Genomic DNA, 24374 nt, shown 5'->3' with positions numbered 1-24374 from the left:
ATCATTTTTTTCATAAATGGACGAAAAATGTTTGGAAAAACGTCACAAATTATAAGAATATGATGTTCGAAATCTTGTATAATATTATTTCCTGAAAACATTCAAACAACATAAACATTGTGTTTATGTTGTTTTTAATTTGAGTGAAGAGAATTTTAAGTCGTATGAACTCAAAAGAAATGAGTTATACAGCTTTTGTTGGATAGATAAAAATTACTGAAGAGGGGTACAGCATGATTAGTATGTCATTAAGATCGTTTAAAATTCAATCGTATTATTTACTAGGTTTTCTTTTACTAGGGTGGATGTTAACACCGTTTTCAGCTCATTTCCTAGGCGCTGGAATTGGACTTATCGTAAGTATGTATTGTGTTTGGCTTTTAGGAAGACGAATTGAGAAGCTTGGAGATAGTATCGTAAAGAAAACGAAAGCACCGACGCTCGGTATGTTTAATCGTTTTGCAGCTGCTATTTTGGGTGCTATTATTATGTACGAAATTGAGCACCATATGGTAATGTGGGCATTTGCAGTAGGGATTCTGGGTGGCTATTTCTTAATCGTTGTGAATTTAGGTTACTATAGTATGAAAGATGAGGAAGAATTAACGAAGAGCTAAAAAGATAAAAAAACTCTTTTAGATGGAATAGAGGATCCAGCGACGTATAGAAGCGGTCAGGGCCTATTTTAGCCCCATGCGGTGTGAAACCAGAGGGATGTAATGAGTAGGGATATAATTTATATGTTCGAAGCCGTGATTTGTATATATGAAAATCTGGTTATTTAAATTGAAAATTGGCTTACTCTGGAATAAGGGATACGGCGGATAGTACAACAGGAAGCGAAACTTTGCATAAAATACAGGTTTCTGCTTCCACTAAGTTAACATGAAATCACGTATTAGTATGACTCTTAGGCTCTTTAAAAAAGTTAGATACAATACAACAAACTATTCCGGTAATTAGAATAATGTATTTTATCGTTTCACTTGTATGCTCAAAGAAATTAACATTAAGCATCACAAGTCCCCAAAACATTTGAATGGCTCCATAACTGAATAATATTTTTCCTGTACGAGAAAAATTGTTCATAGCCCTCTTCCTTTCCTATATATGTAAATTTTACCACAAAAAACTATAAAACGAATGATTATAAAATGAATTTTCTGTAATTTTATGAGCTAAGTCACAGATGAAAAGATTAAAATTGTACTTTATATAAGATATAGAAAGAAGCTTACGTCAAAAACGTAAGCTTCTTTTTTATGTAAGTGTGTGTAACCGTTAAGCCGCATTGGGTTTTGTCGGTGAGTACGCGAAACTTTACGGTTACACGGCACTTATTCATATGGGTAAAAGGGTTATTCCAACAGAAAGTTTGTACTTAAGCGATTGGACCACCTAAGTTAATAATATCTTCCGAAACGCTGTCGAACTTTTTGAAGTTCTCTTTGAATTCGCTCGCAAGCTCGATTGCTTTTGCTTTGTAAGCAGCTTTATCAGCCCAAGTTTGTTCAGGCATTAATACTTCATCAGGTACACCTGGTACGTGAAGTGGAACTTCAAGACCGAAGATGTCATGCTTAGCTGTTTCAGTTTTCGCAAGTTCGCCGCTTAATGCTGCTTGAATCATTGCACGAGTGTAACCTAAGTTCATACGTTTACCAATGCCGTATTCGCCACCAGTCCAGCCAGTGTTTACTAAGAATACTTTCGCATCGTGTTTCTCGATTTTTTCACCAAGCATTTCAGCATAGCGAGATGCATCAAGTGGTAAGAATGGTGAACCGAAGCAAGTTGAGAATGTTGCTTGCGGAGATGTAACGCCGCGCTCTGTTCCTGCTAGTTTACTAGTGTAACCACTTAAGAAATGATACATAGCTTGTTCTTTTGATAACTTACTGATTGGAGGCAATACGCCAGATGCATCAGCAGTTAAGAAAATGATTGTATTTGGGTGTCCAGCAACACTTGGCAGTACGATATTGTCGATCGCATGCATAGGGTATGCAGCACGAGTATTTTCTGTTAAAGTAGTATCGTTATAGTCTGCGATACGCGTTTGGTTATTAATGATAACGTTTTCTAAAACAGATCCAAATTTGATTGCGTCGAAAATTTGTGGTTCTTTCTCGTGAGAAAGGTTTACACATTTTGCGTAGCAACCGCCTTCAATATTGAATACACCGTTATCAGACCAACCATGCTCATCATCACCGATTAATTTACGGTGTGGATCAGCAGATAATGTCGTTTTACCTGTTCCAGATAAACCGAAGAATAGTGCTACGTCGCCTTCTTCACCTACGTTTGCAGAGCAATGCATAGAAAGAATATCTTGTTCAGGTAGTAAGAAGTTCATAATAGAGAAGATTGATTTTTTCATTTCTCCAGCGTATTCTGTACCACCAATTAGTACGATACGTTTTTCGAATGAAACCATAATGAATGCTTCAGAGTTTGTACCGTCAACAGCTGGATCTGCTTTGAAATTCGGTGCAGAAACAATTGTGAACTCTGATTCATGAGTTGTTAATTCTTCTTCAGTTGGACGAATGAATAATTGATGTACAAATAAATTGTGCCATGCATATTCGTTAATAACTTGAATTGGTAGGCGGTAATTGCGGTCAGCGCCTGCAAATCCATTGAAGACGAATAACTCTTCTTTTTCTTTTAAGTATTCTAAAACTTTAGTATATAATTTATTAAAATGTTCTTCAGAAATCGGTTGATTCACTGCTCCCCAAGCAATTTTGTCAGCAACCGATGCTTCTTTCACAATAAATTTATCTTTAGGAGAACGTCCTGTATATTTTCCTGTTGAAGCAGAAACGGCACCAGTAGAAGTTAATTTCCCTTCATTTCGCATTAATACTTTTTCCACTAATTGCGGAACACTTAGTTGAATCTGTGCATTGCTTCCGTTCAATAATTCGTGTAAACCAATTTGGACATTCACAGTACTCATATTTATATACCATCCTTTTCATTTAATGAAATATTTCTCGTAATCCCCAACAAGAGTATAACACAATTATATAAATAATGTATACTATTTATTTCTTTTTGTTTGTGTGCATGCATTATTTCCTTATTAATATTTCATTCCAGGCGTATTGAGAAAAACTTTCAGGAAAATGTGAATATTAATTGACAAATGAATATCATTTCTTTAGTATAGGTTGGGACGGATACTCTCTTATCCCGAGCTGGCGGAGGGACAGGCCCGATGAAGCCCAGCAACCTCACTTGTAGTGGTAAATACAGGTGAATAGGTGCTAAAACCTGTGCGAGGCTAACGGTCTCGAACGATAAGAGCAAAGGGCAAAAAGCAGTATGCAAGTAGCAAATTAAACCTTTCCTCTATGTAAAGTAGGAAAGGTTTTTCTGTATGCTTGTGTGGGAGAATAAATGTATGTCGCAGTTTGTGGCAAATTAAGGATGAGTTCCGTACAATATATACAATTACTGTAGGGAGGTTTACCACATGACAAAAAAACGTCATCTGTTCACATCTGAGTCTGTAACTGAAGGACATCCAGATAAAATTTGTGACCAAATTTCTGATTCAATTTTAGATGCGATCTTATCAAAGGACGCTAATGCACGTGTAGCTTGTGAAACAACTGTAACAACTGGTTTAGTATTGGTAGCGGGGGAAATTACGACTTCTACTTACGTAGATATTCCAAAAATCGTTCGTGAAACAATTCAAGGCATTGGTTACACACGCGCAAAATACGGATTCGATGCAGAAACTTGTGCAGTTTTAACATCTATCGATGAGCAATCTGCTGACATCGCTATGGGTGTTGACCAAGCGCTAGAAGCACGCGAAGGTCTAATGACTGACGCTGAGATTGAGGCAATTGGTGCAGGAGACCAAGGTTTAATGTTTGGCTTCGCATGTAATGAAACACAAGAATTAATGCCACTTCCAATCTCGCTTGCTCACAAATTAGCTCGCCGTTTAACTGAAGTACGTAAAGATGACACATTATCATACTTACGTCCGGATGGAAAAACGCAAGTTACAGTTGAGTATGATGAAAATGGTAAACCTGTACGTGTAGATACAATCGTAATTTCTACACAGCATCATCCAGATGTTACATGGGAAGAAATCGATCGCGATTTAAAAGAGCATGTAATTAAAGCTGTAGTTCCAGCAGAATTAATGGATGGAGAAACGAAATTCTTCATTAACCCAACTGGCCGCTTCGTAATTGGTGGACCACAAGGTGATGCTGGTTTAACAGGACGTAAAATCATCGTTGATACTTATGGTGGATACGCTCGCCACGGCGGCGGTGCATTCTCTGGTAAAGATGCAACAAAAGTTGACCGCTCTGCAGCATATGCAGCTCGTTATGTTGCGAAAAACATCGTAGCAGCTGGTCTTGCTGATAAAGCAGAAGTACAACTTGCATACGCAATTGGTGTAGCACAACCAGTATCAATTTCAGTTGATACATTCGGCACTGGTAAAGTATCTGAAGACGTACTAGTAGAACTAGTTCGTAACAACTTCGATCTTCGCCCAGCTGGTATTATTAAAATGCTAGACTTACGTCGCCCAATTTACAAACAAACAGCAGCTTACGGCCACTTCGGACGTACTGATGTAGATCTATCATGGGAACGTACAGACAAAGCTGCAGCTTTAAAAGAGCAAGCTGGTCTATAATATATGAAAAAAAGCTTTGCGCGGTGAGCGCAAAGCTTTTTTTATTTATGATTTGGATGCATGAGTTGCAATACACTTCTCCGTCTAGCTCAATATACTTTTTCATATTCGTCATTCCGCTTGCCGGAAATGGCATATGAATCCATGCTTTTTCATACGTTTGTATTTCCTTTTTACATGATTTACAAATTGTCGGTTTCTTACGGAACATATGCAATCATTCCTTTATCTGACGTGCTTTTCCTGCGCACAATGCACTACATAGTAAAAAGAGTGTTGCGAATATAATGCTTATTAATGTAGCATATGGAATCGCGCCTTTTAGCGAAAAACCGACAGTAATGGAAGCGACGAATAAGAGGATGAATGTTGTTGTTAATTTTTTATAAAGTTCCATAAGATGTATACCTCCGATTTATTTGGTAGTGCAATTTTAAAAACTGAACTCTACTATGTAGAAAATATAAGAAAAGTTAAAGGTTAGCTAATGATGTGAAGTCTAGGGGGGATAAGAAAGGATGTTTTCATTTTCCTTTTTGTGGATTATTATACTTATATTGTATCATGATGCATCGTCAGCTTCATACAAAATTGTGTAAAGATATGTATGATAAAATGAAGAAAAGCCTTGAGGAAAGGAAAGATGAAAAAATGAGCGTAACTGAACATAAGAAACAAGCGCCAAAAGAAGTGCGTTGCAAGATCGTAACAATTTCCGATACACGTACGGAAGAAACAGATAAGAGCGGACAACTATTACATGAATTGTTAAAAGAAGCAGGACATACAGTAACTTCTTATGAAATTGTAAAAGATGATAAAGAAAGTATTCAGCAAGCGGTGTTAGCTGGTTATCATAGAGAAGATGTTGATGTCGTGTTAACAAATGGCGGTACTGGTATTACGAAACGTGATGTGACAATTGAAGCAGTATCAGCGCTGTTAGATAAAGAAATCGTTGGATTTGGTGAGTTGTTCCGCATGATTAGTTATTTAGAAGATATCGGAAGTAGCGCAATGTTAAGTAGAGCAATTGGTGGTACAATTGGGCGCAAAGTAGTCTTTTCCATGCCAGGGTCTAGCGGCGCAGTTCGCCTTGCGATGAATAAATTAATTTTACCGGAATTAGGTCATATTACATTTGAGCTACATCGCCAATGAGTAAGTGGGCTGGAATTGTATTAGCAGGCGGTATGTCGAGTCGATTCGGTGAACCGAAAGCGTTAGCGAGCTGGCAAGATAGTACTTTTATTGAGCATATTGTGAAAGTGATGACAACTGCGTTACAAGAAGTTGTGGTCATTAGTAACTCCGATATAAAAGAGCGAGTAGAGCAATTCGTACAAGTTCCTGTTATAGAAGATATTCCGCATTATAAAGGAAATGGCCCACTTGCTGGAATTGTATCAGGAATGGAATATATAGAAGCAGATTGGTACGCTATTATGCCTTGCGATGCGCCAAATGTTTCGCAAGAATGGTTTACCATTTTACTAGAGCAAACGAGTAATGAATATGATGCGATTGTACCTATTATTAATGGAAGAAAACAACCGTTACTTGCGGCGTATCATAACCGCGTGAAAGAAAAGATTTACGCTTTACTTCAGGAAGAAAAAAGAAGTATGGGCCAGCTTTTATCACAATGTAATGTGAAATATGTTGCCGGTGAAGATGTACAAGCGAACGCAGAGTGGTTTATAAATGTGAATACGAAAGAAGAATATGTGCAGGCTCAAAAAGACCTTTCAAATGAATGAAAGGTCTTTTGATATACAGAAATTGGGGAACAATTACTGTATAAAGATATGTGAGTAAGTTGATTTTAAGGGGAATTTCTTAAAATCACCATACAGTAAAAAATACTGTATAACCATATATTAATTTTTATGGGTTTTTATTACAAGTCTGTTTAGTTATGTTTATTTTTGTTATAATGAATATAGAAATAATGCAATATTTAACCTTATGTATCATTTATTAAACTAAAATTTATGACCATGTAATAAACTCCCTTCGTTCTTTGAAGGGAGTTTTTCTGTTTAAGCGAGTAATTCTGATGTGGTGTTCTGAAGGACTGTTTCATATTGGTCAAGTAAGCCACGAAAGATTTCATCCCAGCTTTTTGTTTTAGCATAAGACGAAGCCGCTATGCCCATTTGCATAAGTTGCTCTTCATTCTGCAATAAAGAATAGATGGATGATAGAAATGAATCCTCATTTTTGGGTGAACAAAGAACTCCCGTTTTTCCATCTGTAATAATATTCTTAACCCCGCCACTATTTGCGCCAATGACAGGTGTACCGCATGCAAGTGATTCAAGTACGACATTTCCGAATGTTTCAGTAGCTGATGGAAATACCATGATGTTAGAACAAGCATAGGCTTCAGCTAAATCCTCGCCTTGTAAATATCCAGTAAAAGTGACATTTGTTTTTGGAACAGCTTCACGAAAACTTGTCGCTAGAGGACCGTCTCCTGCGATAAGCCAATGAATGTCGTTTCGAATGTGCGCTGTTTTAACGATAAGGTTTTGCAACGTATCAATATCTTTTTCAGGGGCAATCCGTCCAACATAGGAAAGGACATACTTCGTTGTAATATTATATTTTTTTCGGAATAGGACTGTATTGTAGGATGGGTGAAAGAGTGTACAATCTACACCACGTCCCCATATAGAGAGGGCTTGAAAGCCTTTATTTTTTAATTGATGTAATGTTTCAGGAGAGGGAACGAAATTTTTTTGCATATGACTATGAAACCATCTTAAATAGTTCCAAAGCATATTAGAGAGAAATTCAATTTTATAATAGCGTAAATAAGCATCGAAATCAGTATGATAAGAACCGACAACTGGGATGTTTAACTTTTTTGCATAATACAATCCACACAGTCCCATGTTGAAAGGTGTGGCAATGTGAATAATATCAGGTTTAAAAGAAAGAAGCTCTCGTTTAATGCGCGGAGTAGGAAAAGAAAAGCGACATTCTGGATATAATATTGATAACGGGATACTTCTCATCTTATTCACATTAGCCACGAAATTATCTTCAGCTGTATGCTGAGGAGCGAAAACAGAATAGGCGATTTTTTCTTTCTGAAAGTAACGTGTTAATCGTTCTAATGTTTTCGCAACTCCATTGACTTGTGGCGTAAAAGTATCGGTAAAAATAGCGACTCTCATCATATCACTCCTTTATGTGAAAAGTGGGATGAATTGATAAAAAGAGATGATGCCAGAGCAAGTGCCGAGGCACATACCGACGAATACATCAGACGGATAGTGAAGCCCTAAATAAATGCGAGAAATACCGACGCATAATGCTAACGGTAATAGAAAAATAAATAAGCTTGGATTATAGCACATAAATGGAATACAGACAGAGAAAATGGCTGTTGTATGACCAGACGGGAAAGAGTGGTCTTTTAATGGATGGACTGGATATTTCGCATCCTGAATTGTTAAATAAGGGCGTTTTCGCGGATACCATCTTTTTAATATTTGCACAGGAATATGGCTAATTGCTAACGAAATAGCAGTTGCAATTGCAGCTTGGTGCAAAGTCCCTTTTGCAAAAATTAAAAAGAACAGTGTGAGTGCGATTGAGAAAGTAGCACCACCGATATGAGTAATATTGCTGAAAAAAATATTTAATGTTTTTTGATCAAAGTATCGGTTAATTCCTTTGAAGATGTAACATTCTATTTTATACAGTCCACTGACCTTCATGAAAATTCTCCTCCCTCGTTTACATATATATGGAGATATTAGCTTCTATTTTAATAAGATTTTATTGAGGGAATAATAAGGTTTTGTAAAGAAAAAGTTAGTTTTTTATCTCGCATTAACGGACAGTGAGACTCCCACCTCAAAGTTCGGCTGGAGCAAAAAAAGTTAGGCGGGAGCCCTGCTGCTCGTAAACGCCCGATTGGTGAAGGCTAATAATCAGTGGGGGATGAACAAAGCCCCCACTGATTAAAGTTTCATTTTATAAAAAAAGCTGCCAATCTTATGGCAGCAGTAAAATTATTTTTGTAATGATTTATAGTACTGACCTTTTTCAACATATTGTGTGCGAATTCGTTCCATGTCTTTGCGGTCTTCCTCTGTTAATTCACGAACGACTTTCGCAGGACGACCGAAAGCTAACGTATTTGGTGGGATTTTCTTTCCTTGTGAAACGAGGCTTCCAGCACCGATAAAGGCTCCTTCACCAATTTCAGCACCATCTAATATAATAGAACCCATTCCAATTAAAGCATCTTTTTTAATATGACAGCTATGTAAAATAACTTGATGCCCAACTGTAACGTCGTCTTCTAAAATAAGAGGATACTGCGGGCTTTGGTGGAGTGTACATTGATCTTGTACATTTACTCTGTCACCAATTATTGTCGGTGATACATCACCACGGATGACTGTATTAAACCAAATACTTGATTCCTCGCCAATTTTCACATCACCTGTAATGGTAACATAGTCAGCGATAAAGGCACTACTCGCAATTTTCGGATTTTTTTCTTTGTAAGGATATATCATGTAAAGCCTTCCTTTCCTAGAGACTAGTTTTAGTGTATCAAATTATGAAAAAGAGTGAAATGGAGGAGTTTCGTATGTGGAACTATGAAGCGGAAGAAGCGAAAGCTGTCATTATTATCGTGCATGGTGCTATGGAATATCACGGGCGTTATGAAGCGGTTGCAGAAATGTGGAATCATATCGGTTATCACGTCGTTATGGGCGATCTTCCAGCACACGGAACAACTTCAAGAAATAGAGGACATATCGATTCATTTGATGAATACATAGAGGAAATAAAGTTATGGGTGAAAGAAGCAAGAAAGTATAGATTGCCCATTTTTTTATTTGGTCATAGTATGGGAGGACTTGTCGTTATTCGTATGATGCAAGAAACGAAAAGAGAGGACATAGATGGGATTGTACTAAGTTCGCCTTGTTTAGGAGTATTAGCTGCACCTTCCGCTCCGCTGCGTGCTGCTTCGAAAATATTAAATGTCGTTGCCCCGAAGTTACAATTTGCAACAAATCTCACTGTAGAAATGTCAACTCGCAATCATGAAGTGAGAGATGCGATGGAAAATGATTCATTGTTCTTGCGCAAAGTATCAGTACGTTGGTATAGTGAGTTGATTAAGTCTATCGAGATTGCTCATGAGAAAATAGATAAATTTCCAGATGTTCCGCTCTTGCTAATGCAGGCATGTGAGGATAAACTTGTAGATAAAATACGTGTCCGTACATGGTTTGATAATGTTAAAATGAGTGATAAGGCTTATAAAGAATGGCCGAATTGTTATCACGAGTTATTAAATGAGTATGAGCGTGATGAAATTTTGAATTATATTCAGTCATTTACTGAAATGCATGTCAATAATATAGTAAAAACAAACAAATAAATCATTATTTGTACATTTAATAGAGGAGATGAAGGAAGAAGTGAACGTACCGAGTAATCCCATAACGCTCATGGCGAAAGTATACCGTGATGTGTTTCCGGTTGTACACCATGAGCTAGCGATGTGGAAAGAGCGTGCCTACCATATTCCGAATGACGAGCTTCATAGTCAGGCAATCGCAAGTATTGAGCATAAAACGTTTCATTGCGAGGGCGGTGGTATTTTAGCGCTGCTAGCAAATGAACACCGAGAGGAATGTATTCGTTTTATTGTAGCGTATCAAACGATTAGCGACTACTTAGATAATTTATGTGATCGTAGTACATCACTTGACCCGAAAGACTTTGCGGCTCTTCATGAGTCGATGGTAATGGCATTAAGTCCTGAAGTTGAAGGAGGCGGTAACTATTATCGTTATCGTGATGATCAAGATGATGGTGGTTATTTAGATGAGCTTGTTGAAACATGTCAGGATGTTTTAAAGAAAACGAAGCATTATGACAAAATTGCTCCAATTCTTCATGAACTTGCTTGTTATTATTGTGATTTGCAAATTCATAAACACGTGAAGTTAGAAGAAAGAGAACCACGCTTACAAACATGGTTTGAAGCACATAAAGAAAACTTACCTGAGATGAGTTGGTTTGAATTTTCAGCATGTGCCGGTTCTACACTTGGAATCTTCTGTCTTGTCGCATATGCATTTCATGATGAATTACATGATGAAGATATTGCGAAAATTAAACAAGGGTACTTCCCTTACGTACAAGGACTTCACATTTTACTTGATTATTTCATTGATCAAGAAGAAGACCGCGCCGGTGGGGATTTGAATTTCTGTAGTTATTATGAAAACGAGCAAGCTATATTAGATCGTATGAAACATTTTGTAGAAGAAGCAGAGAAGAGCATTGGTGATTTGCCACATGCGAAGTTTCATCGTCTCATAAGCCGAGGGTTACTTGGTATTTATTTATCAGATCAAAAAGTATCAGCGCAAAAGAATATGCACAAAATGGCACGGCGTATTGTAAAATACGGAGGACTCACTTCACGATTCTTCTACTGGAACGGGAAGATGTACCGAAAGAAAATGGCGCAGTGATGAAGAAAACCACTCTTGTAGAGTGGTTTTCTTTTTATTATGATCGTATTTTTGAAAATACATATATAAGAAGTTCAATCACAAAAATAACTAAAACAGATAGTCCGAATAAAGGCATGGCAGCTCCTAATATAACCATCATGATAAAGAAAATGATGGTACTTTTCTTATCTCTTTGCTTTGGAGGTGCTGCTAATTTTCCTTTTGGCTTTCTTGCTAACCACATTTTTACTCCGTAATAAATGAGAAGTAATAAAGATAAGGTTGTTAGTAAGCACAATATTTTATTTGGCCATCCGAATAAATGTCCTTCGTGAAGCGGGATACCGTAAGTGAACCATTGTGCAAATAATCCATAATCACGATAGTCTGTTTTTGAAATGAGTTCTCCGCTATATTGATCAAAGTAAGCAGTTATTTCTTCATTTGGTGCCACGTGCATACCCGTAATGCCAGAACCGCTCGATTTCGAAACAGTGAATATACCTTTCGGATCAGTCGGTAGTGAGATAACGTATGGCTTTTTTATTTCAATTCCTTTTTGTAATTCATCAACTGAAATAGCTTTTGGCTCATTTGAATTAGATTCAGGAGGAGCTTCCTTTCTTGTTGCCCACGGCAATTCTTTTACCTTTGATTCCGGAGGTGCCATATATAACTTTGGATATCCAATTGATTCATTCGACGCTGCGATTTTATAAATTTGGTTCCCCATAAATCCTGACCACGGCAATCCAGATGCGACTAGCAGAACGAGAGGAATTGTAAATATAATACCGATAATAGAATGACGTCGTTTTGCCTTTTCCCGCTTATTGGATGCTGGTGTGTTTTTGAATTGGCGTATACTCATATACAACCCAGTCACAATTAAAAAGATTGTCCAGCACGCTGCAAGTTCTACAATATAGTTGACGACAGTACCACCAACTAAAAGAGAACTATGTAATTCCCGCATGATATTGGCAAACGTTTCACTTGCGTTTTGATCTCCGACAATTTGATTATTGCTATCTAAATACACATATTTTTGCATTCCAGTATATTCATTTGCGATTGTAAGCCTAGTATTATAATCCCCATTAAACTCACTAATTTTCGCCACACTATAATGTGGATATTTTTTCTCTGTTAAGAAAAGCGAATCAGACATCGAAATAGATTCTGTTTGGGTGCTCTTCCCGAAATATAAATCTTTATAGATAAAATCTTCAACCTCTTCCCGAAATAAATACCCAATTCCGCTCAGTGACAAAGTAATAAGAAGCGGTGTAATAAAAAGTCCAGCATAAAAATGCCAACGCCAAAAAATGTAATGAAGCGAACGCTTTTGTTTCATACTTCAGTTCCCCCTAACCTTCCCTATATGAATAAGCTACTTATTTAATATAGCGAGATTAAGTGTGATTACTTTGAAAGAATTGTGAAGAAAGTTAAAAGTTTTGAGGATTTTCATTGGTGAGACATACAATACGTAATGCAAAGCTTAGTTGAGTGAATCAGCTCTTCATTTCCTTTTTGTAGCCTGATTTGAAGTGCCTTTTGAAAATAAGATAAGGCGGTATGGAAGTCACCTTCATCTAATTTACTTTTTCCGTAATGTTGGTAGAAGAAGTCTTCATAGGCGAGGAAGTCTGGTAGTGTTTGTAGAAGTTCTGTAAAGAGTGCATTTGCAGCAGGGAATTTTCTTTCCCAATGATATGTATGTGCAAGACGAAGTTTGTTAATAAAAATCCCTTTGATGTTGTCTGTTTGTGTGCAATATTCAATTGCCACCTGTAAGTAATATTTACTTTCAGAAAGGTTGCCAGCGATTCGCTCATAAACGCCAATTAATCCACAGCTCTTTCCATATAACGGACCTTCATGTAAATGTTCCTTCAAAAATGCAATCCCTTGCTTCATTTCAGCAAGGGATATAGGTTTTTCTCTAAGGTTTTCGTCAAATGTGTATCTCATTTCAAAAGGTATATTCATTGGGACCTCCTTATATTTTCTACATACATCCTAACAACCGCCTCAGCAAGACATTGAGCAGAATCAACAAAATCCTCACTCACCACCACTTTCAAATCGGTACATGCGATAATTGCAGTATCTACTTCATCTCTCAATTGTAAAACGAGCGCATTCCACAATTCGTGAGCTTTTTCAATTTCTCCGCCTTTAATACAAGAAATAATTTGATTAATCATTTTTTGCCATTTTTCATGATGAATGTATTCTATATTACGTTTTGTAATCCCGTCTTGGTAAATCTCAGCTTGAACAGTTGCTTCTGTTGCGAGAAGAGCGACTCTTTTTGTATTTTCAGGAATTGCTTGTAACGTCTCATCGACGATATTTAAAATTGGAATGGACAGAGAATGCTGTAATTCTTCAAAATAAAGATGCGCCGTATTGCACGGCATAGCGATAAATTCTACGCCAGTACTTTCAAGTTTTTGTGCCCCTTCAATAATTGTTTTTTTCATCGCCGCATGATCAATAGGGCGATCCATGTAAAACGGTGTTGGGCAAGAATAAATCATCATATGAGGAAAGTCCATATCATGCTTTGCTCCGTATATTGTTTGGCATTTTGCTACAACTGTATCGACGAATGGTCCGGTTGATTTTGGTCCCATTCCTGCTAGTATTCCGATCATTGTTTCGTCTCCTTTAATATGTAATTAAAAACGTTTTTTGCGAACGATAAAAAGAAATAAAGTAAGTAATAAAAATGAATATACGATAGCCCAAGCTGTAAGCCATAGCGTGTGAGTAAGTATATTATATTTGTATTGTCCAAGCATTAGAAAGCTTTCCACAGGTGGTAAAAACCATAGTAACTCTTTTTTAAACCTGATAGAGGCGATCGTTATAAGCAATATGAATGTAAGACTAAGCCAAGCAGTGCTTGCTTTTTGAATTATATTTCTTGTAAATAATGTTGCGATTGAAATTCCTAGTATAGAGAAAGATATGTGAGCGAGAAATCCGACTAAAAATAAAGAAACTGTCATTTTTTCATTAAACATTTGCAATATAATTGGATAGATTACGGATATAAAAGATAACACAGTACAAATGAGAAGAGCTGTAATATATTTACCAACGTATAATGCGGAAATATTATTTGTGTGTGAAATAGTGATTTGTTCTTGTACAGGGTCTTCAGTATGAAAAATGGTGAGTGTAATCCATGCAGATAATAAATAAAGTGCGAGTGCTGTTTCTAAGTATGTCGGTACAATAGGAGTTGGTTTATATGTATATACAAAAAGTAAGCTCACAAAGTACATCGCAATAGGAGGGACGTACTTATACGATTTTGTATAGTCGAGAAAATGGTACCGAATAAGCGCAAACATAATAAACCTTCTTTCGATTTAAAAATTAGGTTGTAGCAGTGTGATAGATGCTTTTTTATGTAATAAAAACTGAAGCATTTCGTTTGTATATTCTTTTTCTATTTGTAATTGAATAAGTTTTTGATTTGAATTGTGTGTAACGTGTATAAATCCTAATTGTTTCCGTAGTTCTATCGTAGAAAATGTTTCGTGAACGATTGCTTCAATATAGACTTGTTCTGCTGATTTTTGTACAGAGATATCTTCCGTGATTGTATGATTTGCTACCGTCACAACTCTATCGGCGAAGTTTTCTAGTAGTTGTTTTTCGTGACATGTGAAGAGTATAGATATGCCTTGTTGTTTCAATGAAAGTAAAATTTGTTCTAGTTCTTGCTGAGAGTTAGGATCGAGCCCAGAAAGAGGTTCATCTAGAATTAATAAATGGACGTCCGTAAGCAATGCTTGCATAAGGCCTGTTTTTTGTTTCATACCTTTTGAAAAGTTTCGTATAACGGAATGTCTTGCATGATGTAAATGAAAAGATTCAAGAAGCATCGGAATTTTATCTTTTAAATATTTTGTTGATAAACCGTGAATGTGGCCGAGATGATATAGATAATCCTCTAATGTAAAACGAATTCCTTCAGGAAAATGTTCAGGTACATAGCCGATTTGTATATGTTCTTTTCTTTGAAGTGTCCCTGCCGTAGGTGAAATAAATCCTGCAATTATTTTGAGTAGAGTACTTTTTCCAGTCCCGTTCCCGCCAATGATAGCGAGTGCCTCTCCTTCTGGAATGGATAAATCAATGTTGTCTAGTATAAGTGATTTGTCATACTTCTTTTGAATTCCCCTTAGTTCTACTAGCAAAGTTCTATCCTTCTTTCGTCAAATATTGTATACATCCATTATATAGGAGAATAAGAAAAAGACGTGCAATGAGTGCACGTCTTTTTTTGTTATGTTTTGTCGATAAGTCGATATAGTGTGTCGAATTGTCGATATAATTACCGCTTCTCAATCGCCACAATAAATGGCGGGTTGTTTTGTTGGTTAATGAAGCCGTATCGCAGTACGTGAGCTTGTTTCTGGTCTAGTTCTTCGGCAAATGTAAGTACAGCGTCACGTTCTACTTGTCCTTCTGGATGTCCGTGGTAAATGACAAGGACGATGATACCTTCAGGTGCCATTATTTCTAATAATTGTTCGATTGCTGAGATTGTTGAGTTCGGTTTTGTGACGATATGTTTGTCTCCGCCTGGAAGGTAACCTAAGTTGAAAATTGCGCCTGTTACTTTTCCTTTTGCCTCTTCTGGTAATACGGATAGAAGTGTGTCGTGACTATCGCGAACTAAAACAGTACGTCCGAAAAGTTCTTTTTCTTTTAGGCGGATCGTAGAACTTTCGATAGCTTCTTTTTGAATATCAAATCCAAATACTTTTCCGTTATCTCCAACGATTTCAGCTAGGAAGCAAGTATCATGACCGTTTCCTAAAGTTGCATCTACAGCGTAATCGCCTTCTTTTACTGCCGTTTGCAGAAGTGAGCGAGCAAACGGTAATACACGTTCTAATTTCATTTTTGTTTCTCCTCATTTGCATATTTTCCTTGCCAGCTTCCGCGGCGTACAAATTCTGCATCGATGGAATTTAATACTTCCCATTTATTTAAGCTCCACATTGGACCGATCATTAAATCAGGTGGACCGTCACCTGTGATGCGGTGCACAATTACATCTGCTGGAATAATCTCAAGTTGGTCAACAACGAGACTTACGTAATCTTCAAGAGAAAGGAATTCTAGTTGTCCTTTTTCATATTGCTTCACCATTGGCGTTCCTTTTAATAAGTGAAGTAAGTGGATTTTAATTCCTTGCACGTCAAGCTTCGCTACTTCACGAGCTGTCTCCATCATCATGTCGTAATCTTCAAGTGGAAGACCGTTAATAATATGAGAACAAACTCGAATGCCATGCTTGCGTAATTTATTTACACCTTCCACATAAGACGGATAATCGTGAGCGCGATTAATAAGGTTTGCAGTTCGTTCATGAACAGTTTGTAATCCAAGTTCAACCCAAAGGTACGTGCGTTTATTTAAGTCCGCTAAATATTCAACAACATCGTCTGGTAAGCAATCTGGACGAGTCGCGATAGAAAGACCGACAACATCTTTTTCTGCTAGAAGCGGTTCGAATTTTTCTTTTAACACTTCAAGTGGTGCGTGTGTATTTGTGTATGCCTGAAAATAAGCGATACATTTTCCGTCTTTCCACTTTGAGCGCATTTTTTCTTTCATTTCATGATACTGCGTTATAACATCGTCGCGGCGATCACCAGCGAAGTCACCAGATCCAGCGGCACTGCAAAATGTACAGCCGCCATAAGCAACTGTGCCGTCGCGGTTCGGACAATCGAAGCCAGCATCTAATGAAACTTTAAAGATTTTTTCACCAAATTCATTTCGTAAATGGTAATTCCATGTGTGATAACGTTTATTGTCGTTTGTATATGGAAAAGGGTTTTGAACCTTCATTACTTTCCCTCCTAAGCCGAGTCAAAATGAAACAAAATCCATTATAACATACTCATAAGGTTCATATGGAAGGGACACACTAAAGGGGAATTGAAGCAAGGAGGGACAATTATGGCAGAGCGTCAATCACTTGAATCGTATATTACACAGGCGGAACAAGCGGTGGAATATGCGAAAGAACAATTAGACCAAGGTATGAGACAAGAGCATTACAATACGATGGAGTATTCAGATGCGCAGTTACAATTAGAACAAGCATATAACGATTTACAAACGATGCAACAACACGCGAATGATGAGCAACGTGAGCAGTTAAATAGAGCACGTATGGCAATTCGTCAATTGCAACATCAAATGATTATTACACCGCACTAATAAGGAGTGAATGTAATGGCGAAACGTTCAGATCAAAATAATCCAGAGCAAAAAACGCAAAATGGACATAACGCTGAGTTTTCGAATGAGCTTGATCCAGTTGTTCAAGTGAAACAGCGTAACAGTAAAAAGGGACAACCTCAAAGATCGAAGCAATCAGAGTAGACCAGGTCGCAATATGACCTGGTTTTATTTTATTATATTACAATAATGTAATATTTCTGTAAGGTTTGTCGATAGTTGTGAGCCGCTTTCTCCAGTAGAGTAGGGGAGGATTAAATTTTATACAAGGAGTTGCTTTATGGGGAACAATATTACAAACAAACGAATCGATGAATTAGATTACATTCGTGGCTTTGCATTACTGGGGATTATTTTAGTAAATATTCTTGCACTACTTAACATTAAAATTCCAGATCCTAACACAGTGGATGCTAGTTATCAAAGGTTTTTATACTTATTTGTAGAAGGTCGTTTCTTCTCAATCTTCTCATTCTTATTTGGAGTGGGATTCTATATCTTTATCTCTAGAGCGATTGCAAAAGGGAAAAATGGATATGTTTTATTTTTACGCCGTGTAGTTGCGCTATTTACTTTTGGCTACATTCATCAAATGTTTCAACCTGGAGAAGCGTTAACGCTATATGCAATTTACGGGTTAATCGTTTTACCGTTTTATAAAGCAAAAAAAGAAGTGAATTTAGTAATCGGTCTTATTTTGACAATTACCTTTAGTATACTTGCTGCGAAAGAATTTTTACCGCTAGGTTTAATTTTATTAGGTCTTGCTGCAGGACAATATCAAGTATTTGAAAACCTTTCACAAAAAATAAAAAAAGTTGCTATATTCACAGGATTTATGTTTGTGTTAAGTTTGATTGGTTTATGGTATCAGTACGAACAAGTTCCAGCATTGCCTTTTGACAACATTATTTTAGATGGAGTAAACGATCCAAACATTGAGCAAAGTAGTAAGTTCTTGCAGATTGGTATTACAGTTGGACCGATTATTTCAGCTTTCTATGTTGGGGCATTAATTTTACTACTTCAATTAAAACCAGTTCAAACATTGTTAGCGCCACTGAAGTACTATGGTCGTATGGCTTTAACGAATTATATTGGACAAACTGCAATGATTTTAATTGCAGGAAGTGTATTTAACTTTGCAGAAAACTTAACTTACATGCAGACGTTATATGTGTGTATTGCAGTTTACGCAATTCAAATTGTGTTTAGCGTAATTTGGATGAAAATCTTTAGAATGGGTCCATTAGAATGGATTTGGCGTGTTATTACGTATTGGACGGTAACACCTTTAAAGAAATAAAGAGAGAAGTGGGCTGTTCCTTTTGTGGAACAGCCCACTTTTTTTGTCATCTTTTCGGTAAGTCGATACTACTTGTCGAATCGCCGATATATTTGAAAAATCGTTAATAAAATTTCATTTACCAACGAACCTTACACACTCATCTTTTTTATATTACAAAAGTGTAAGGTAAATGTAATGTTAACAAATAGCAGTTCATCTCCAAAAGGAGCAAAATAGGTAATGGAAAAACAAGCGTAGGAGGATATATATGACGAAACCAGTTGTAGACGTAAAAAACGTTCAAAAAGTGTACGGTAAAAAAGGTGAGAATCAATCACACGCGTTAAAAGGTGTATCATTCTCAATTCAAGAGGGTGAGTTTGTTGGAATTATGGGGCCGTCTGGTTCTGGTAAAACAACATTATTAAATGTAATTTCAACGCTTGATAAAGCAACAGGCGGCGTTGTTGAAATTGCAGGAACGGATATTACAAAAATGAAGCAAGGTGAGCTTTCAGATTTCCGTTCACAAAAGTTAGGATTCATCTTCCAAGACTTTAATTTATTAGAAAACTTATCTATTTATGAAAACATTGCACTTCCACTTTCACTTCAAGGTGTTTCATCACGTAATATTGGACCGAAAGTAGAAAAGGTAGCTGATATGTTAGGCATTTCGGCAATACTTCAAAAATATCCATCTGAAGTCTCTGGTGGACAAAAACAACGTTCAGCAGCAGCGCGCGCTTTAGTACATGAGCCAGCAATTATTTTAGGGGACGAGCCAACAGGAGCGCTTGATTCTAAAAATGCAGCAAGCTTACTTGATGCGATGACAAACTTAAATCAAGATCAAGGTGTATCTATTATGATGGTTACACATGATCCGTACAGTGCAAGCTACTGTCAGCGTATTTTATTCATTCAAGATGGTGAGCTATATAAAGAAATTCATCGCGGTGGTACGCGTGAAGAGTTCTATAAAGAAATTTTAGATGTACTTGCAGATTTAGGTACACAAAAAGCGTAAGGGAGGAGGTCTAGGACATGTTATTCAAACTTTCCATGTCAGGGCTAAAGAGTAAGCTGAAAGATTATATCGTCTTACTTGTCGGTCTTGTCATGTCGATTTCAATTTTTTATATGTTTCAAACGTTAGCGCTAAATGAAGCATTTCTTGAATCTAATTCAGTGATTAAGTCTATTGGATTTGTATTCCAAGCAGGTTCATTTTTATTAGCGATAATAACCTTCTTCTATATTTTATATGCAAACTCTTTCTTATTATCTCTTCGTCAAAAAGAGTTTGGTATGTATATGATGTTAGGAGCAAAAAAGCATAAAGTTACATTACTTATGTTTATTGAGACAATTGTATTAGGAGCTGCGTCTCTTGCGGTTGGACTTGCAGTTGGTGTAGGACTTGCAGAAGGTATCGGGCAGTTATTAATGAAACAATTAGAATTTGCTGGTGAAGGGTATAAATCATTTTATATTCCATCTATGACTGTTACTTGCATCTTCTTCTTTGCACTATTTGTATTATCAGCAATTATGAATAGTATTAAATTATCCCGTATTTCTGTATTACAACTTGTACATGCTGACGCACAAACAGAACGTGTTGCAGTAAAAGGAAAAATGACAGGTTTAGTTGCATTCCTTGCGGTTATTTTATTAGGCATTGGATATGCAGCTATGATGAATATGGAAACGTTAAGAGAAATGGGAATTCTTATTGCATTAATTACAACAACAGCTGGTACTTACATGCTATTTGGATCATTTCTTCCAGTCATTATTAAAAAGTTAAAAAGTAATAAAAAGCGTAGTGAAAAAGGACTTAACGCTTTTACATTTGCACAATTAAACTTCCGTATTAATAGTTTAACGAAAGTGCTTGCGACAGTAGCGATGTTAGTTGCTCTTGGAGCCGGTGCAATTTCAGGTGGTATGGCGTTTAAAAATAACGTTATAAAAATGGCTGATGGTTTCGTAATATATGATTCAGTAGTTCATAATCCAACTGCTGAAGAAAAGAAAATTTTAGACGGTATTACATTTAAAGAGAAAAGTGAATATCGTTACAAAGTCGATGATAAATACGTTTACTATGTAAAAGAGGATTTAGAGAAAAATCGTCCTTTATTAAAAGATATGGAAAACATGAAGTCGATGAAGGATTTAGTGAAAACGAAAAAGGTTTCAGAGGAACTACCAGTAGGCGCAGTTTCTAGAGAAATGAATGAAAAAGATGCGAACGTTAAAGAACTTCCACAAGAATGGGACGAGGCTTTCAGAACAATCGAGCCATTCTACGTACATGAAGATCATGCAATTAAAATTGTAAATCAAAAAATGTACGATACTGTAAATGGTAAAGAAGGAATCGTATTTATTGGAAAAACAGATGATTTTGAAGCACACACAAAAGAATGGAAAAAACTTGACGAGTTGCAACTAGATAAATATAAAAATGTAGCATCTGAAAGATTAGATAGTAAATATCAAGCTTACGACATGTTCTATGGCATTGCGAGCGGAACAGTGTTTATGGGATTCTTCCTTGGAATTGCTTTCTTAGCAATGATGGCAAGTTGTTTAATGTTCAAAATTCTTTCTGGGGCATCAAAAGATATTATGCGTTATCAAATGCTTCGTAAAATCGGGGTGCGCCGTGAATTATTAACAAAATCAATTTATAAAGAATTATTCTTAGTATTCCTATTCCCAGCAATTGTAGGTATTGCTCACGTATTAGTCGGTATGAATATTTTCGGATTTATTTTAATTGATCCGTATTTCCGTATTTGGGTACCAATCGTAATTTTCGTAGTTATTTACACGATTTATTACTTCATTACTGTTCAATTGTATAAAGGAATTGTTCTTCCGAAAGAAGATTAATAAAAAACCGAGCGAAACTGCTCGGTTTTTATTTTTTTTCAGGAAAAACACTTTAATGTTACTGAAATATATAATATAATATAAATAAGTAACATAATATATGAGTATCAGCAACTGGAAAACGAAAGGAGGAATCCGATCTATAGAAAGAAGCTGAATTTGTATCCCCTATTTTTCTACCCACACCGTATTTGTACAATCATAAATTTCCGAATGAAAAATTGTCAGACCTAAGTCGTATATTGTGAAAATAATGGATAATACATGGAAATCTCATAGCGTGATAAGGTAAAATGAACAGGATAATGAGAAAATTACCGTTCATAAGATGAGGAGATACATGTATGGAAGTTGTAGAGGCATTAAAAGATATAAGCCAAATTGAGGCTATGAAAAAGTATTTAAAAGAGCACTCACAGCGAGATTATCTTTTATTTGTTATTGGAATTAACACAGGATTAAAGATTACTGAGTTACTTAGTATGAAATTTGAAGAGGTATTAAATGAAGATGGAACAGTTAAAGAGTTTTACTCTCTTCCTGTGAAAGATGAAAAATTTAAACAAGATATTTATTTAAATACAAAAGTAAAAGAAGCACTTTTAGAGTACGTACAATCTATTGATGCTCAAAGAGAAAACTACGTATTTCAATCTAATAAAACGACAAATTCAATCTCGCGCCAACAAGCGTATCGTGTTATCCATAGCGCAGCTGAAGCGGTTGGGATTGTCGGAAAGATTGGAACGAACTCAATGCGAAAAACATTTGGATTTCACGCGTATAAAAGAGGAATAGCGATTGCTCTATTGCAAAAGCATTTCCATCACGCAACTCCATCAGAAACACTCAAGTATTTAGGAATCTCAAAAGATGAAAAGTTTAAAACAGAGATTGATGTAGATTTGTAAAAGCCGTAACTAAAAACTTTAGGAGGCGGAAAATATGAATATTAGAGAAAGTGAACTTCCGGGTATTGGTTGTAAGTTTGAAGTAATTACAAAAGGTAATGAAAAAATGGTTATCGTGATTCATGATGATGGCCGAAGAGAAATGTATCATTTTGATGCGGATCAGGATGAGAGTATTTCAAGCGTTTCTCTTCGCGATTCTGAAGCGAGACAAATTGCGGCTATTTTAGGTGGAATGGTATATAGACCACAAGCGTTAGATACAATTGAAATGGCTTTTGAAGGATTATCAATTGAATGGTTTAAGGTAGAAAATAACGCACCAGTAGTACAGCAAACAATTGGTAGTTTACATGTCAGAAAAACATATAACGTAACGATTATTGCTATTTTGAAAAAGAATATGAAGAAGTTTTTCAATCCAGGTCCAGACTCTATTATTGAAGCTGGCGATATGCTCGTATTATCGGGTGAAAGACATGAAGTGAAAAGAATTATTAATGAATTACTTTCAGCAGGAGGTGATTCATAATCGATGGATACTTTAATCTTTGAAGTTGGAACTGCGTTAGTATTAGTAGCTTTTGCAGCTATCCTCGCTGCGAAGTTAAAGTTCTCGATTATCCCGTTTCTCATTATACTTGGTATGTTAGTGGGGCCTCATGCCCCAGATTTAGGACTTATCGATTTAAGGTTTATTGAAAGCGGAGAAGTTATTTCCTTCCTCGGCCGTGTGGGCGTCATATTCCTCTTATTCTACTTAGGCTTAGAATTCTCAATAAAAAAATTAATTAAATCAGGAAAGTCGATTGCTTTTGGGGGTAGTGTTCATATATCGCTTAATTTCATATTAGGTTTACTCTATGGATATATAATGGGCTTTCCCTTATTAGAAACATTAATCATTGCTGGAATCATTACAATTTCATCGAGTGCAATTGTTGCAAAAGTAATTGTTGATTTAAGAAGATCTGGTAATAAAGAGACAGAATTAATATTAGGAATCATTATGTTTGATGATATCTTTTTAGCTGTATATTTATCAGTCGTTTCAGGGTTAGTACTTGGAGGTGCAACTTCATTTGTAGGTGCTCTTACATCGGTGTTAATCGCAGTAGGGTATATGCTCCTATTCTTTGTAATCGCTAGAAAAGCTACGCCGTTCTTAAATAAAATATTTGATATTTCATCAAATGAAATTTTTATTATCGTAATATTCGCTATTTTATTCTTTGTAGCAGGATTTTCAGAAACGATTCATGTTGCTGAGGCAATTGGAGCATTATTATTGGGACTCGTTTTTTCTGAAACAGAACATAGTGATCGGATTGAGCATCTCGTCGTTCCGTTTCGTGATTTCTTTGGAGCCATATTCTTTTTTAGCTTCGGTTTAAGTATAGACCCGTTTTCACTCGGAGGAGCAGTGTGGTTGGCATTAGGAGCAGTTTTTATTACACTCATTGGTAATTTTACAGCTGGAATGATGGCGGGACGTAAAGCCGGGTTATCGCATAAGGCTTCTATGAATATTGGTTTAACACTCGTATCACGCGGGGAATTCTCCATTATTGTAGCCAATATCGGCATTGCGGGTGGTTTAATGGCAACGATTAAACCGTTCTCTGCACTGTATGTTTTAATATTGGCATCGTTAGGACCGTTATTAACGAAAGAGTCTGGGAGAATATATTCTTTGTTAGACAAAATATTTAAATGGAGTGCTAAAGAACGTGCGAAGCGAGAAAAAGAAGTTGGATAGTATAGGGGAGACTATGTGAAATTCATGTAGT

At 36.4% G+C, this 24374-nt stretch carries 27 protein-coding genes and 1 riboswitch; of the genes, 14 read left to right on the top strand and 13 right to left on the bottom strand.

The genetic code is table 11. The annotated features are described in order from the left end of the window. Positions 1-233 precede the first annotated feature (233 nt). Positions 234-617, top strand: coding sequence for an ATP synthase subunit I (locus KZZ19_RS23310; protein ID WP_000624932.1), 384 nt, complete (start codon positions 234-236; stop codon positions 615-617). Between the two features lie 274 nt (positions 618-891). Here the strand turns inward: KZZ19_RS23310 and KZZ19_RS23305 are convergent, their stop codons facing one another. Together KZZ19_RS23305 and pckA are read right to left on the bottom strand one after the other, a co-directional pair. After that, complete coding sequence (locus KZZ19_RS23305) at positions 892-1089, bottom strand: hypothetical protein (RefSeq protein WP_088098095.1); 198 nt, start codon at positions 1087-1089, stop codon at positions 892-894. A 292-nt stretch (positions 1090-1381) separates the two neighbouring features. After that, positions 1382-2968 (bottom strand): phosphoenolpyruvate carboxykinase (ATP), encoded by a 1587-nt coding sequence (gene pckA / locus KZZ19_RS23300; RefSeq protein WP_060486667.1) that lies wholly within the window; start codon positions 2966-2968, stop codon positions 1382-1384. Between the two features lie 228 nt (positions 2969-3196). Beyond that, positions 3197-3318: riboswitch (SAM riboswitch) on the top strand. Between the two features lie 169 nt (positions 3319-3487). On the opposite strand from pckA, the gene metK reads away from it, so the two are divergent. Beyond that, positions 3488-4687, top strand: coding sequence for a methionine adenosyltransferase (gene metK / locus KZZ19_RS23295; protein ID WP_000163111.1), 1200 nt, complete (start codon positions 3488-3490; stop codon positions 4685-4687). Between the two features lie 217 nt (positions 4688-4904). On the opposite strand, the gene KZZ19_RS23290 is transcribed toward metK, so the two are convergent. Then, the gene (locus KZZ19_RS23290) at positions 4905-5084 is read right to left on the bottom strand and encodes a hypothetical protein (protein WP_088098092.1); all 180 of its coding nucleotides are present in this window, start codon (positions 5082-5084) and stop codon (positions 4905-4907) included. A 254-nt stretch (positions 5085-5338) separates the two neighbouring features. Here KZZ19_RS23290 and KZZ19_RS23285 point away from each other — a divergent pair, with 254 nt between their 5' ends. Then, positions 5339-5848 carry a MogA/MoaB family molybdenum cofactor biosynthesis protein gene (locus KZZ19_RS23285; RefSeq protein WP_000117133.1) on the top strand — a complete coding sequence of 170 codons (510 nt, stop codon included), beginning with the start codon at positions 5339-5341 and terminating at the stop codon, positions 5846-5848. Further along, positions 5845-6447 (top strand): molybdenum cofactor guanylyltransferase, encoded by a 603-nt coding sequence (locus KZZ19_RS23280; RefSeq protein ID WP_088098091.1) that lies wholly within the window; start codon positions 5845-5847, stop codon positions 6445-6447. Before KZZ19_RS23285 ends, KZZ19_RS23280 begins: the two co-directional genes overlap by 4 nt. Before the next feature lie 282 nt (positions 6448-6729). Here KZZ19_RS23280 and KZZ19_RS23275 read toward each other — a convergent pair whose 3' ends face one another. The 3 genes from KZZ19_RS23275 to KZZ19_RS23265 form a co-directional block, all read right to left on the bottom strand. Further along, the gene (locus KZZ19_RS23275) at positions 6730-7872 is read right to left on the bottom strand and encodes a glycosyltransferase family 4 protein (RefSeq protein WP_237981533.1); all 1143 of its coding nucleotides are present in this window, start codon (positions 7870-7872) and stop codon (positions 6730-6732) included. Between the two features lie 12 nt (positions 7873-7884). After that, the gene (locus KZZ19_RS23270) at positions 7885-8418 is read right to left on the bottom strand and encodes a phosphatase PAP2 family protein (protein WP_088098089.1); all 534 of its coding nucleotides are present in this window, start codon (positions 8416-8418) and stop codon (positions 7885-7887) included. A gap of 297 nt (positions 8419-8715) precedes the next feature. Then, complete coding sequence (locus KZZ19_RS23265; protein WP_088098088.1) at positions 8716-9228, bottom strand: gamma carbonic anhydrase; 513 nt, start codon at positions 9226-9228, stop codon at positions 8716-8718. A gap of 74 nt (positions 9229-9302) precedes the next feature. Between KZZ19_RS23265 and KZZ19_RS23260 the strand changes: the two genes are divergently transcribed. Together KZZ19_RS23260 and KZZ19_RS23255 are read left to right on the top strand one after the other, a co-directional pair. Next, a complete protein-coding gene (locus KZZ19_RS23260) occupies positions 9303-10106 on the top strand; it encodes an alpha/beta hydrolase (RefSeq protein WP_088098087.1) in 804 nt (267 codons plus the stop codon). A 40-nt stretch (positions 10107-10146) separates the two neighbouring features. Then, positions 10147-11211 (top strand): tetraprenyl-beta-curcumene synthase family protein, encoded by a 1065-nt coding sequence (locus tag KZZ19_RS23255; RefSeq protein WP_140392571.1) that lies wholly within the window; start codon positions 10147-10149, stop codon positions 11209-11211. A 37-nt stretch (positions 11212-11248) separates the two neighbouring features. Here KZZ19_RS23255 and KZZ19_RS23250 read toward each other — a convergent pair whose 3' ends face one another. From KZZ19_RS23250 to KZZ19_RS23220, 7 genes are all read right to left on the bottom strand, one after another. Then, complete coding sequence (locus KZZ19_RS23250) at positions 11249-12550, bottom strand: PepSY-associated TM helix domain-containing protein (protein WP_237981534.1); 1302 nt, start codon at positions 12548-12550, stop codon at positions 11249-11251. 113 nt (positions 12551-12663) lie between these two features. Then, positions 12664-13188 (bottom strand): hypothetical protein, encoded by a 525-nt coding sequence (locus tag KZZ19_RS23245; RefSeq protein WP_237981535.1) that lies wholly within the window; start codon positions 13186-13188, stop codon positions 12664-12666. After that, a complete protein-coding gene (locus KZZ19_RS23240) occupies positions 13185-13859 on the bottom strand; it encodes an aspartate/glutamate racemase family protein (RefSeq protein ID WP_088098083.1) in 675 nt (224 codons plus the stop codon). Before KZZ19_RS23240 ends, KZZ19_RS23245 begins: the two co-directional genes overlap by 4 nt. A 24-nt stretch (positions 13860-13883) precedes the next feature. Continuing rightward, a complete protein-coding gene (locus KZZ19_RS23235; protein ID WP_088098082.1) occupies positions 13884-14564 on the bottom strand; it encodes an ABC transporter permease in 681 nt (226 codons plus the stop codon). 18 nt (positions 14565-14582) lie between these two features. Beyond that, entirely contained in the window at positions 14583-15416 is an 834-nt protein-coding gene (locus KZZ19_RS23230; RefSeq protein ID WP_237981536.1) for an ABC transporter ATP-binding protein, read from the bottom strand. 137 nt (positions 15417-15553) lie between these two features. Next, a complete protein-coding gene (locus tag KZZ19_RS23225) occupies positions 15554-16126 on the bottom strand; it encodes a tRNA (mnm(5)s(2)U34)-methyltransferase (protein WP_237981537.1) in 573 nt (190 codons plus the stop codon). After that, a complete protein-coding gene (locus KZZ19_RS23220; protein WP_088098079.1) occupies positions 16123-17082 on the bottom strand; it encodes a TIGR01212 family radical SAM protein in 960 nt (319 codons plus the stop codon). Before KZZ19_RS23220 ends, KZZ19_RS23225 begins: the two co-directional genes overlap by 4 nt. A gap of 111 nt (positions 17083-17193) precedes the next feature. Between KZZ19_RS23220 and KZZ19_RS23215 the strand changes: the two genes are divergently transcribed. From KZZ19_RS23215 to KZZ19_RS23180, 8 genes are all read left to right on the top strand, one after another. Then, entirely contained in the window at positions 17194-17457 is a 264-nt protein-coding gene (locus KZZ19_RS23215; RefSeq protein ID WP_000840869.1) for a YtzC family protein, read from the top strand. Between the two features lie 15 nt (positions 17458-17472). Further along, positions 17473-17622, top strand: a complete 150-nt coding sequence (locus KZZ19_RS23210; protein ID WP_001129345.1) for a hypothetical protein — start codon at positions 17473-17475, stop codon at positions 17620-17622. A gap of 136 nt (positions 17623-17758) precedes the next feature. Continuing rightward, the gene (locus KZZ19_RS23205; RefSeq protein ID WP_088098077.1) at positions 17759-18784 is read left to right on the top strand and encodes a DUF418 domain-containing protein; all 1026 of its coding nucleotides are present in this window, start codon (positions 17759-17761) and stop codon (positions 18782-18784) included. Between the two features lie 250 nt (positions 18785-19034). After that, positions 19035-19796, top strand: coding sequence for an ABC transporter ATP-binding protein (locus KZZ19_RS23200; RefSeq protein WP_071744449.1), 762 nt, complete (start codon positions 19035-19037; stop codon positions 19794-19796). Positions 19797-19813: 17 nt separating this feature from the next. Then, on the top strand, positions 19814-21673 hold the full coding sequence (locus KZZ19_RS23195; protein ID WP_237981538.1) for an FtsX-like permease family protein: 1860 nt from the start codon (positions 19814-19816) through the stop codon (positions 21671-21673). A 344-nt stretch (positions 21674-22017) separates the two neighbouring features. Beyond that, the gene (locus tag KZZ19_RS23190) at positions 22018-22584 is read left to right on the top strand and encodes a tyrosine-type recombinase/integrase (RefSeq protein ID WP_088098074.1); all 567 of its coding nucleotides are present in this window, start codon (positions 22018-22020) and stop codon (positions 22582-22584) included. A gap of 34 nt (positions 22585-22618) precedes the next feature. Next, positions 22619-23116, top strand: coding sequence for a cation:proton antiporter regulatory subunit (locus KZZ19_RS23185; protein ID WP_237981539.1), 498 nt, complete (start codon positions 22619-22621; stop codon positions 23114-23116). Between the two features lie 3 nt (positions 23117-23119). Beyond that, the gene (locus tag KZZ19_RS23180) at positions 23120-24343 is read left to right on the top strand and encodes a cation:proton antiporter (RefSeq protein WP_237981540.1); all 1224 of its coding nucleotides are present in this window, start codon (positions 23120-23122) and stop codon (positions 24341-24343) included. Positions 24344-24374: the final 31 nt, after the last annotated feature.

The organism is Bacillus thuringiensis, assembly GCF_022095615.2.
Lineage (GTDB): Bacteria > Bacillota > Bacilli > Bacillales > Bacillaceae_G > Bacillus_A > Bacillus_A cereus_AG.
Note: the sequence above shows the minus strand (reverse complement) of the source record. Positions and strands in the feature narration are given on the sequence as shown.

Bases quoted from the DNA above. Each gene is read 5' to 3' on its own strand.
- KZZ19_RS23185 (WP_237981539.1), top strand. From the start codon at position 22,619: ATGAATATTAGAGAAAGTGAACTTCCGGGTATTGGTTGTAAGTTTGAA.
- KZZ19_RS23195 (WP_237981538.1), top strand. From the start codon at position 19,814: ATGTTATTCAAACTTTCCATGTCAGGGCTAAAGAGTAAGCTGAAAGAT.
- KZZ19_RS23205 (WP_088098077.1), top strand. From the start codon at position 17,759: ATGGGGAACAATATTACAAACAAACGAATCGATGAATTAGATTACATT.
- KZZ19_RS23225 (WP_237981537.1), bottom strand. From the start codon at position 16,126: ATGAAATTAGAACGTGTATTACCGTTTGCTCGCTCACTTCTGCAAACG.
- KZZ19_RS23190 (WP_088098074.1), top strand. From the start codon at position 22,018: ATGGAAGTTGTAGAGGCATTAAAAGATATAAGCCAAATTGAGGCTATG.
- KZZ19_RS23200 (WP_071744449.1), top strand. From the start codon at position 19,035: ATGACGAAACCAGTTGTAGACGTAAAAAACGTTCAAAAAGTGTACGGT.
- KZZ19_RS23250 (WP_237981534.1), bottom strand. From the start codon at position 12,550: ATGAAACAAAAGCGTTCGCTTCATTACATTTTTTGGCGTTGGCATTTT.
- KZZ19_RS23265 (WP_088098088.1), bottom strand. From the start codon at position 9,228: ATGATATATCCTTACAAAGAAAAAAATCCGAAAATTGCGAGTAGTGCC.
- KZZ19_RS23215 (WP_000840869.1), top strand. From the start codon at position 17,194: ATGGCAGAGCGTCAATCACTTGAATCGTATATTACACAGGCGGAACAA.
- KZZ19_RS23275 (WP_237981533.1), bottom strand. From the start codon at position 7,872: ATGAGAGTCGCTATTTTTACCGATACTTTTACGCCACAAGTCAATGGA.
- KZZ19_RS23235 (WP_088098082.1), bottom strand. From the start codon at position 14,564: ATGTTTGCGCTTATTCGGTACCATTTTCTCGACTATACAAAATCGTAT.
- KZZ19_RS23310 (WP_000624932.1), top strand. From the start codon at position 234: ATGATTAGTATGTCATTAAGATCGTTTAAAATTCAATCGTATTATTTA.
- KZZ19_RS23260 (WP_088098087.1), top strand. From the start codon at position 9,303: ATGTGGAACTATGAAGCGGAAGAAGCGAAAGCTGTCATTATTATCGTG.
- KZZ19_RS23280 (WP_088098091.1), top strand. From the start codon at position 5,845: ATGAGTAAGTGGGCTGGAATTGTATTAGCAGGCGGTATGTCGAGTCGA.
- KZZ19_RS23290 (WP_088098092.1), bottom strand. From the start codon at position 5,084: ATGGAACTTTATAAAAAATTAACAACAACATTCATCCTCTTATTCGTC.
- KZZ19_RS23305 (WP_088098095.1), bottom strand. From the start codon at position 1,089: ATGAACAATTTTTCTCGTACAGGAAAAATATTATTCAGTTATGGAGCC.
- KZZ19_RS23285 (WP_000117133.1), top strand. From the start codon at position 5,339: ATGAGCGTAACTGAACATAAGAAACAAGCGCCAAAAGAAGTGCGTTGC.
- KZZ19_RS23220 (WP_088098079.1), bottom strand. From the start codon at position 17,082: ATGAAGGTTCAAAACCCTTTTCCATATACAAACGACAATAAACGTTAT.
- pckA (WP_060486667.1), bottom strand. From the start codon at position 2,968: ATGAGTACTGTGAATGTCCAAATTGGTTTACACGAATTATTGAACGGA.
- KZZ19_RS23210 (WP_001129345.1), top strand. From the start codon at position 17,473: ATGGCGAAACGTTCAGATCAAAATAATCCAGAGCAAAAAACGCAAAAT.
- KZZ19_RS23270 (WP_088098089.1), bottom strand. From the start codon at position 8,418: ATGAAGGTCAGTGGACTGTATAAAATAGAATGTTACATCTTCAAAGGA.
- KZZ19_RS23180 (WP_237981540.1), top strand. From the start codon at position 23,120: ATGGATACTTTAATCTTTGAAGTTGGAACTGCGTTAGTATTAGTAGCT.
- metK (WP_000163111.1), top strand. From the start codon at position 3,488: ATGACAAAAAAACGTCATCTGTTCACATCTGAGTCTGTAACTGAAGGA.
- KZZ19_RS23245 (WP_237981535.1), bottom strand. From the start codon at position 13,188: ATGAATATACCTTTTGAAATGAGATACACATTTGACGAAAACCTTAGA.
- KZZ19_RS23240 (WP_088098083.1), bottom strand. From the start codon at position 13,859: ATGATCGGAATACTAGCAGGAATGGGACCAAAATCAACCGGACCATTC.